The organism is Streptomyces sp. MnatMP-M17, assembly GCF_900091995.1.
In the GTDB taxonomy this organism is placed as follows: Bacteria; Actinomycetota; Actinomycetes; order Streptomycetales; family Streptomycetaceae; genus Streptomyces.
The window spans coordinates 1-5347 of sequence record NZ_FMDK01000860.1 but is presented as its reverse complement, the minus strand read 5'-3'; the positions used below and the strand labels follow the sequence as shown (position 1 = coordinate 5347).

Sequence of the window (5347 nt, the reverse complement as noted above, 5' to 3'; positions counted from 1 at the left end):
CAGCCGCTACGGCGGCGACAAGTCGAGCTGGTCCTGGGCCGGCGGGCTCATCTGGCTCTGCCCGCAGGAGCGTTGGGACTCGCTCACCTCCGCCATCAAGGAGCGCGCCTGGCCCTTCGAGGGCTGGACGGGCAACAAGCGCGACGAGTGGCGCACGCTCACCGGCGTCGGCCGCGCCCGGCGCGGCGACCGGAGCGTGACCGTACAGGACGCCTCCGCCGCCTCGAAGCTGAAGCGCGGACAGCTCGTGCTGCTCCGGCTCGTGGACGACACGGACCACACCCTCCTGGCGCACATGGCGGGCGGCGGACCGGGCACCGAGGCGTACGACTGGGACGCCATGACCAAGCTGACGTCGTACGTTCCGTACGAGTGGCCGGTACGCGTCATGTCCGTACACGGCAGGAAGGTCACGCTGGAGCGACCGCTCCCGCTGGACGTACGCCCGGAGTGGGACCCGCGCCTGACCACGCTCGTCACACCGCTGACCGGCTCGGGCGTGGAGGGCCTGACGCTGGAGGCGGCCGAGACACCGCAGTCCGCGCATCTGCTGGACAAGGGATACAACGGAGTCGCGTTCCAGTGCGCGTACGACTGCTGGGCCGACGATGTCGTCGTACGCCATGTCGACAACGGCTTCGGACTGATCGCCGCGTCCGCCTGCACCCTGAGCCGTACACGGGTCGCGGGCCGCGGTGCGCACCATCCGTACTACTGCCGCGAGGGCTCGCACGACAACCTGATCGAGGACTTCGCCATCGAGCGCCGCACGGTCCCGGCGCCTGCGGGCACACAGCTCCACGGCATCAATGTCGAGGGCCTGTCCAGCTACAACGTGTGGTCGCGCGGGCTGATGGAGATGGGCACGTTCGACACGCACCGCGGGATGCCGTTCGCCAACGTACGGACGGAGATCACGGTCACCAACGACGGCCGCCACGGCGGCGACGCGATCGCGGGACCGCTGTACGGAGCGCGGTTCACACACTGGAACGTCACCGTCACCAACGAGCGCGCGGGCCTGATCAAGATCGACGAGATCGCTCCGTACAGCGCGACGGCGGGAATCAGCGAGGTCCGCGAGTTCGACCAGATCGACGTACCGGACTTCACGGGCGAGCTGCACACGAGACTGGAGGCGTACGGCCGCCCTGAGGACATCAGACCGCGCAACTTGTACGAGGCGCAGCGCGCGCTGCGACCCTAGGCCGCTGCACGACAGCCAGGCCGGCTGGGTCGGCGACAGGCAGCCCGGATTCAAGAATGAGGTTGGATGGACCCCTCCCCCTGCACACCCTCCCAGGCCGCGGGCCCATAGACGGCTTCGGTAACGGTCGCCTCCTCGTGCCGCGTACGCCGCACGACCAGCGCCCCGCTGTCGTGCAGCAGATACCGATAGCGGATGTCGTCCTCGTCCTCGTACGAGATGACACGATTGGTCGGCTCAAGACCCGGCGGAAGCGCCGCCGGAAGCAAGGTGACATGAACGGTCATGAATCGACTGTACGTCCGGTGCCTGTTCGGTGGGCGTATGCGGGCATTGTTCGCCCGGGCGCCGGGTGGCGGTGGTTCGGCGGGCCCACGAAGATCCGCCGGACAGGGCCCAGGTGTGCCCGTACCCGCTGTACGGCTATACGGCGCCGTGGGCCAGCAGGCTGCGGGCGCAGTCCACGACGGTCTCGCGGGCCGGGCGCGGCTGCCATCCCAGGATGCGGTGCGCCTTGGCCGTGCTGTGGCGGTTGCGGCGTCCCAGGGACGGGGTGATGTCACGCAGTGACGGGTCGCGGAAGCGGGCCGCGAGGCGGACGGCAAAGTCGGGGAGCCGGCGGGTGGAGACCCGCCGGCCGTCCTCGCCCAGCTCCTCCCGGAGGGTCCGGGCCATGTCCAGCATCCAGGTGAACTCGCCGGTGGCGAGGAAGCGTTCACCCGCGGCCTCGGGCGAGGTCATGGCGCGCAGGTGGATGTCGGCGAGGTCCCGGACATCCACGATCTCCAGGCCGATGCGCGGCACGCCGCTCATGCCGCCGGTGAGCATCCGCTGGATGATCCCGACGGAGCCGATGGTGCCGGTGGCCAGGATCGGCCCGAAGACGGCGCCGGGCAGGATCGTGGTGAGTTCGGTGGGGCCGTCGTAACCGGCCATGTAGTCCCAGGCGGCGCGCTCGGCGAGGGTCTTGGAGCGGCGGTACGGGATCAGTGTCGGGTCGTCGGGGTCGGTCCACAGGGTCTCGTCGGTGACGCCCTCGTCGGTGTAGGAGGAGGGGCTCGCGGTGTTCGCCGCGGATGTCATCACCACGCGCCGTACTCCGGCCGCGGTGGCGGCGCGCAGCACGCGCAGGGCCCCGTCGCGTGCGGGGGCGATCATGGCCTCGGAGTTGTCGGCGACGGCGCCGCCCAGGGGTGAGGCGACGTGCAGGACGTGGTCCACGTCCTTGACGGCCGCATCCCAGCCCTCGTCCGCGGTGAGGTCGGCGACCGCGAACTCCAGCCGGCCGTCCGCGTCCACCTGGGTGGCGACGGCGTCGCTCACCGCCTGCTCCTTGGCGCGGCTCCGCACGGTGGTGCGGACGCGGTAGCCGCGTTGCAGCAGCTCGACGACACACCAGCCGGCGACGTAGCCGCTGCCTCCGGTGACCAGAACCGTTTCGGGCACGGCTGTCCTCCATGGAATGTGACAAGATTAAGCGGAAGCCCTTCCGTTACCTCCGTCCGAACGTAACGGAAGCCCTTCCGCTTTGCAACCGGACCGATCGGACCAGCCATGACCCCGCCTTCTCGCCGCGCCACCCGCGCCACCCGCGCCACTCGCACCGACGCGCTGACCAACCGGGCTCGCATCCTCGCCGTCGCGGGCGAAGCCTTCGCCGCGCCTTCAGAGGCCCCGGGTGTGTCGGGTGCCTCGGCCGCCTCGGGTGTGTCGGGTGTCTCCATGACGGCGATCGCCAAACAGGCCGGGGTGGGCGTGGGAACGCTGTACCGGCACTTCCCCACCCGCGAGGCACTGATCGTGGAGCTCTACCACCAAGAGATCCAGAAGGTCATCGACCTCGCCCACACCCTCGCCGCCGACCTGCCCCCGCTCGACGCCCTGCGCCGTTGGTTCGAGGAGGTCGCCCGCTACGGCAAACTCAAATACGGCGTGTCCGAAGTCATCCACGCGGCGACCAACGGCGGACTCGACGACAAGAACTACGAACCCTTCCTGCGGGCCATCGCCGTTCTCCTCGATGCCGGTACGGCGTCGGGAGACCTGAAGCCGGGCATCGAGCCGGAGGACGTACTCCTCCAGCTCAGCGTCCTGTGGCGCATCCCCCCGAGCGACGACGGAGCAGCCCGCGCCGCCCGCGTCCTGGCCCTTATCCTCGACGGCCTGCGCACCAGGCCCACCAAGCCCTGACCCCGCCACCGTCCGACGCTCCCGGCGGCCCAGGGAGATCACCCGGCGAAGGGACCGTGCTCGCTGAGCGGCCCGCGGCCGTCGAGGTAGCCGTACAGGCCGGCGGCCGGGTACTCGATGATGTCGTCGGGCAGCTCATGCACCGAGAACCAGCGGAGCCCGAGACGCTTCTCGGGCTCCCGGTTCTCGGGCTCGCCCTCCCACTCGGTCGCCTCGAAGAAGAACCCGATGCGGCTGAGGTCGGGCGACTGCTGGTGATGCACGGTGTGCACGAGCCGCAACCGCGCGGGATCGACCCGCACCCCGGTCTCTTCGAACAGCTCCCGCGCGGCCCCGGCCCGCAGGGTTTCGCCTTGATCTAGCTTGACTGAGGGCATGTGCCACCGCCCGTACCCGTACGCGCCGCCGCGCTGCGAGAGCAGGAGCTTGTCGCCGTCGCGGAGGAGGATGTGGGTGTCGATGATGGGGGCGGCGATTGCGGGCTGTGCGTTCATAGGAGCCACCGGTTGTGTAAAGACGACGGGCTACCCCCGGCCCGCGGCCGGTATGAGGGGCCGGGGCGGGGGTAGCCCTTGGGCTGTGGCAAGGGTGCACCGGGGTGGTTTTGTGAGGAGGGGCCCCTCGCTGGGTGGCGAGAGGCTCCGGGTGCGGGGGAGTGCTTCAGAGGGCGAAGTGGTCGAACTCGCCTGCTTTGACGCCCTTGATGAAGGCGGCGAACTTGGCTCGGTCGGTTGTGGCGATGGCGTTGGGGGCGTCGCTCTCGCGTATGAGGATCTCGCCGCCCTGTTCGGCTACTTCGACGCACTGCGGTCCGTCGCCGGAGAACGAAGATTTCTGCCAGCGGATCTCTGTGCTCATGCCTTTGTCTCACAGCTCTCGTGCGATGTGATGGATGAAGCTGCGCGACTCATCAGGCTCCAGAGAGGCCTGCTCGGCAAAGTCGAGCAGCGTTCGATTATTCTCCAACTCGGTGACAGCATCAAGGAAGAGACCGCCGTAGCGGCTGTCGATGTGAACGCTGTCGAGCTGCGGGATGGCTCCGCCCGCGTAGAGCACGGTCCGGGTGAGATCGATGAAGTCCTCGTTGGTGAACGGGATGATCCGAAGCATTACCTCCGGCCGCTCGGACATCTTGATGAGGTGATCAAGCTGTTGACGTGCGACCTTTCGTCCGCCGATGCGCATGCGCAGGGCGGCCTCGTGCACGACGGCTTCCACTTCCGGAGGATTCTCGCGGTCAAGGATGGACCGCCGCTTCATGCGGTGCTCCAGCCTTGCTTGCACTTCGTTGGCGGGGAGCTTCGGACGCCCGCTGTCGAACAGTGCCCGAGCGTGATCCTCTGTCTGTAGGACACCCGGGAAAGTAACTGGCTGTAGGTAGCGCAGATATTGCGCGTGGTGCTCCAGCTCGGCGATGTCCAGGAAGCTGGGCGGGAGGACGCCGCGGTACTCGTCCCACCAGTACTGGCCCCGGTGTTCGCGCGCGATCGCGCAGAGCGCCTCGATCAACTCGGCGTCGTCGCAGCCGTAGAAGACCGCCAGCTTGCGGATCCGTTCCTCGCTGATGCCGTTACGGCCCGATTCGATGTGGCTGATTTTGGCTTGATCTGTTGAGAGCAGACCGGCTGCTTCGCGGGCGGTTTTCCCCGCGCGGTCGCGCAGCTTCCGCAGCTCTCCGCCAAGGCGCGCTTGGCGTGCGGTCGGATTGTCCCTTGGCGGCATGTCACCTTCCCCTGTCTGCGGGCAAGTGTTGCGCGTATCGGTGTCACGGGTCCACCCAGTCACTCGTATGAGTGGCACTGTTGCTAGGTGGCATGTATGCCACCTATGGTCATCGCAGCACCCCGTCGCACGTCAGTAAGACCGAAGTGCAGCCGCACGAGCGTGCCTTGAGGCGTGCTCAGATTCGGCGGCCATTGCCACGCATGGCGGGCATCGCGGGTACACACC

7 protein-coding genes are annotated in these 5347 nt (G+C 68.4%); 2 read left to right on the top strand and 5 right to left on the bottom strand.

The window, feature by feature from the left end; genetic code table 11:
- Nucleotides 1–1207 (top strand): hypothetical protein (locus GA0115259_RS32195; RefSeq protein ID WP_093603519.1); only part of this gene is annotated, 1207 nt, incomplete at its 5' end.
- A 50-nt stretch (nt 1208–1257) separates the two neighbouring features.
- Here the strand turns inward: GA0115259_RS32195 and GA0115259_RS32190 are convergent.
- Both GA0115259_RS32190 and GA0115259_RS32185 read right to left on the bottom strand, forming a co-directional pair.
- Entirely contained in the window at nt 1258–1494 is a 237-nt protein-coding gene (locus tag GA0115259_RS32190; RefSeq protein ID WP_093603517.1) for a hypothetical protein, read from the bottom strand.
- A gap of 136 nt (nt 1495–1630) precedes the next feature.
- Nucleotides 1631–2653: an NAD-dependent epimerase/dehydratase family protein gene (locus tag GA0115259_RS32185; RefSeq protein ID WP_093603515.1), complete on the bottom strand. Its 1023-nt coding sequence runs from the start codon at nt 2651–2653 to the stop codon at nt 1631–1633.
- 108 nt (nt 2654–2761) lie between these two features.
- Between GA0115259_RS32185 and GA0115259_RS32180 the strand changes: the two genes are divergently transcribed.
- Nucleotides 2762–3397 (top strand): TetR/AcrR family transcriptional regulator, encoded by a 636-nt coding sequence (locus GA0115259_RS32180; RefSeq protein ID WP_093603513.1) that lies wholly within the window; start codon nt 2762–2764, stop codon nt 3395–3397.
- A gap of 38 nt (nt 3398–3435) precedes the next feature.
- Here GA0115259_RS32180 and GA0115259_RS32175 read toward each other — a convergent pair whose 3' ends face one another.
- The 3 genes from GA0115259_RS32175 to GA0115259_RS32165 all read right to left on the bottom strand — a co-directional run bounded on the left by GA0115259_RS32175 (nt 3436) and on the right by GA0115259_RS32165 (nt 5119).
- Nucleotides 3436–3891, bottom strand: a complete 456-nt coding sequence (locus GA0115259_RS32175; RefSeq protein ID WP_093603511.1) for an NUDIX hydrolase — start codon at nt 3889–3891, stop codon at nt 3436–3438.
- Nucleotides 3892–4057: 166 nt separating this feature from the next.
- Entirely contained in the window at nt 4058–4255 is a 198-nt protein-coding gene (locus tag GA0115259_RS32170; protein ID WP_093603509.1) for a DUF397 domain-containing protein, read from the bottom strand.
- A gap of 9 nt (nt 4256–4264) precedes the next feature.
- Nucleotides 4265–5119, bottom strand: a complete 855-nt coding sequence (locus tag GA0115259_RS32165) for a helix-turn-helix domain-containing protein (protein ID WP_093603507.1) — start codon at nt 5117–5119, stop codon at nt 4265–4267.
- Nucleotides 5120–5347 lie beyond the last annotated feature (228 nt).

Bases quoted from the DNA above. Each gene is read 5' to 3' on its own strand.
- GA0115259_RS32190 (WP_093603517.1), bottom strand. From the start codon at position 1,494: ATGACCGTTCATGTCACCTTGCTTCCGGCGGCGCTTCCGCCGGGTCTT.
- GA0115259_RS32180 (WP_093603513.1), top strand. From the start codon at position 2,762: ATGACCCCGCCTTCTCGCCGCGCCACCCGCGCCACCCGCGCCACTCGC.
- GA0115259_RS32175 (WP_093603511.1), bottom strand. From the start codon at position 3,891: ATGAACGCACAGCCCGCAATCGCCGCCCCCATCATCGACACCCACATC.
- GA0115259_RS32170 (WP_093603509.1), bottom strand. From the start codon at position 4,255: ATGAGCACAGAGATCCGCTGGCAGAAATCTTCGTTCTCCGGCGACGGA.
- GA0115259_RS32165 (WP_093603507.1), bottom strand. From the start codon at position 5,119: ATGCCGCCAAGGGACAATCCGACCGCACGCCAAGCGCGCCTTGGCGGA.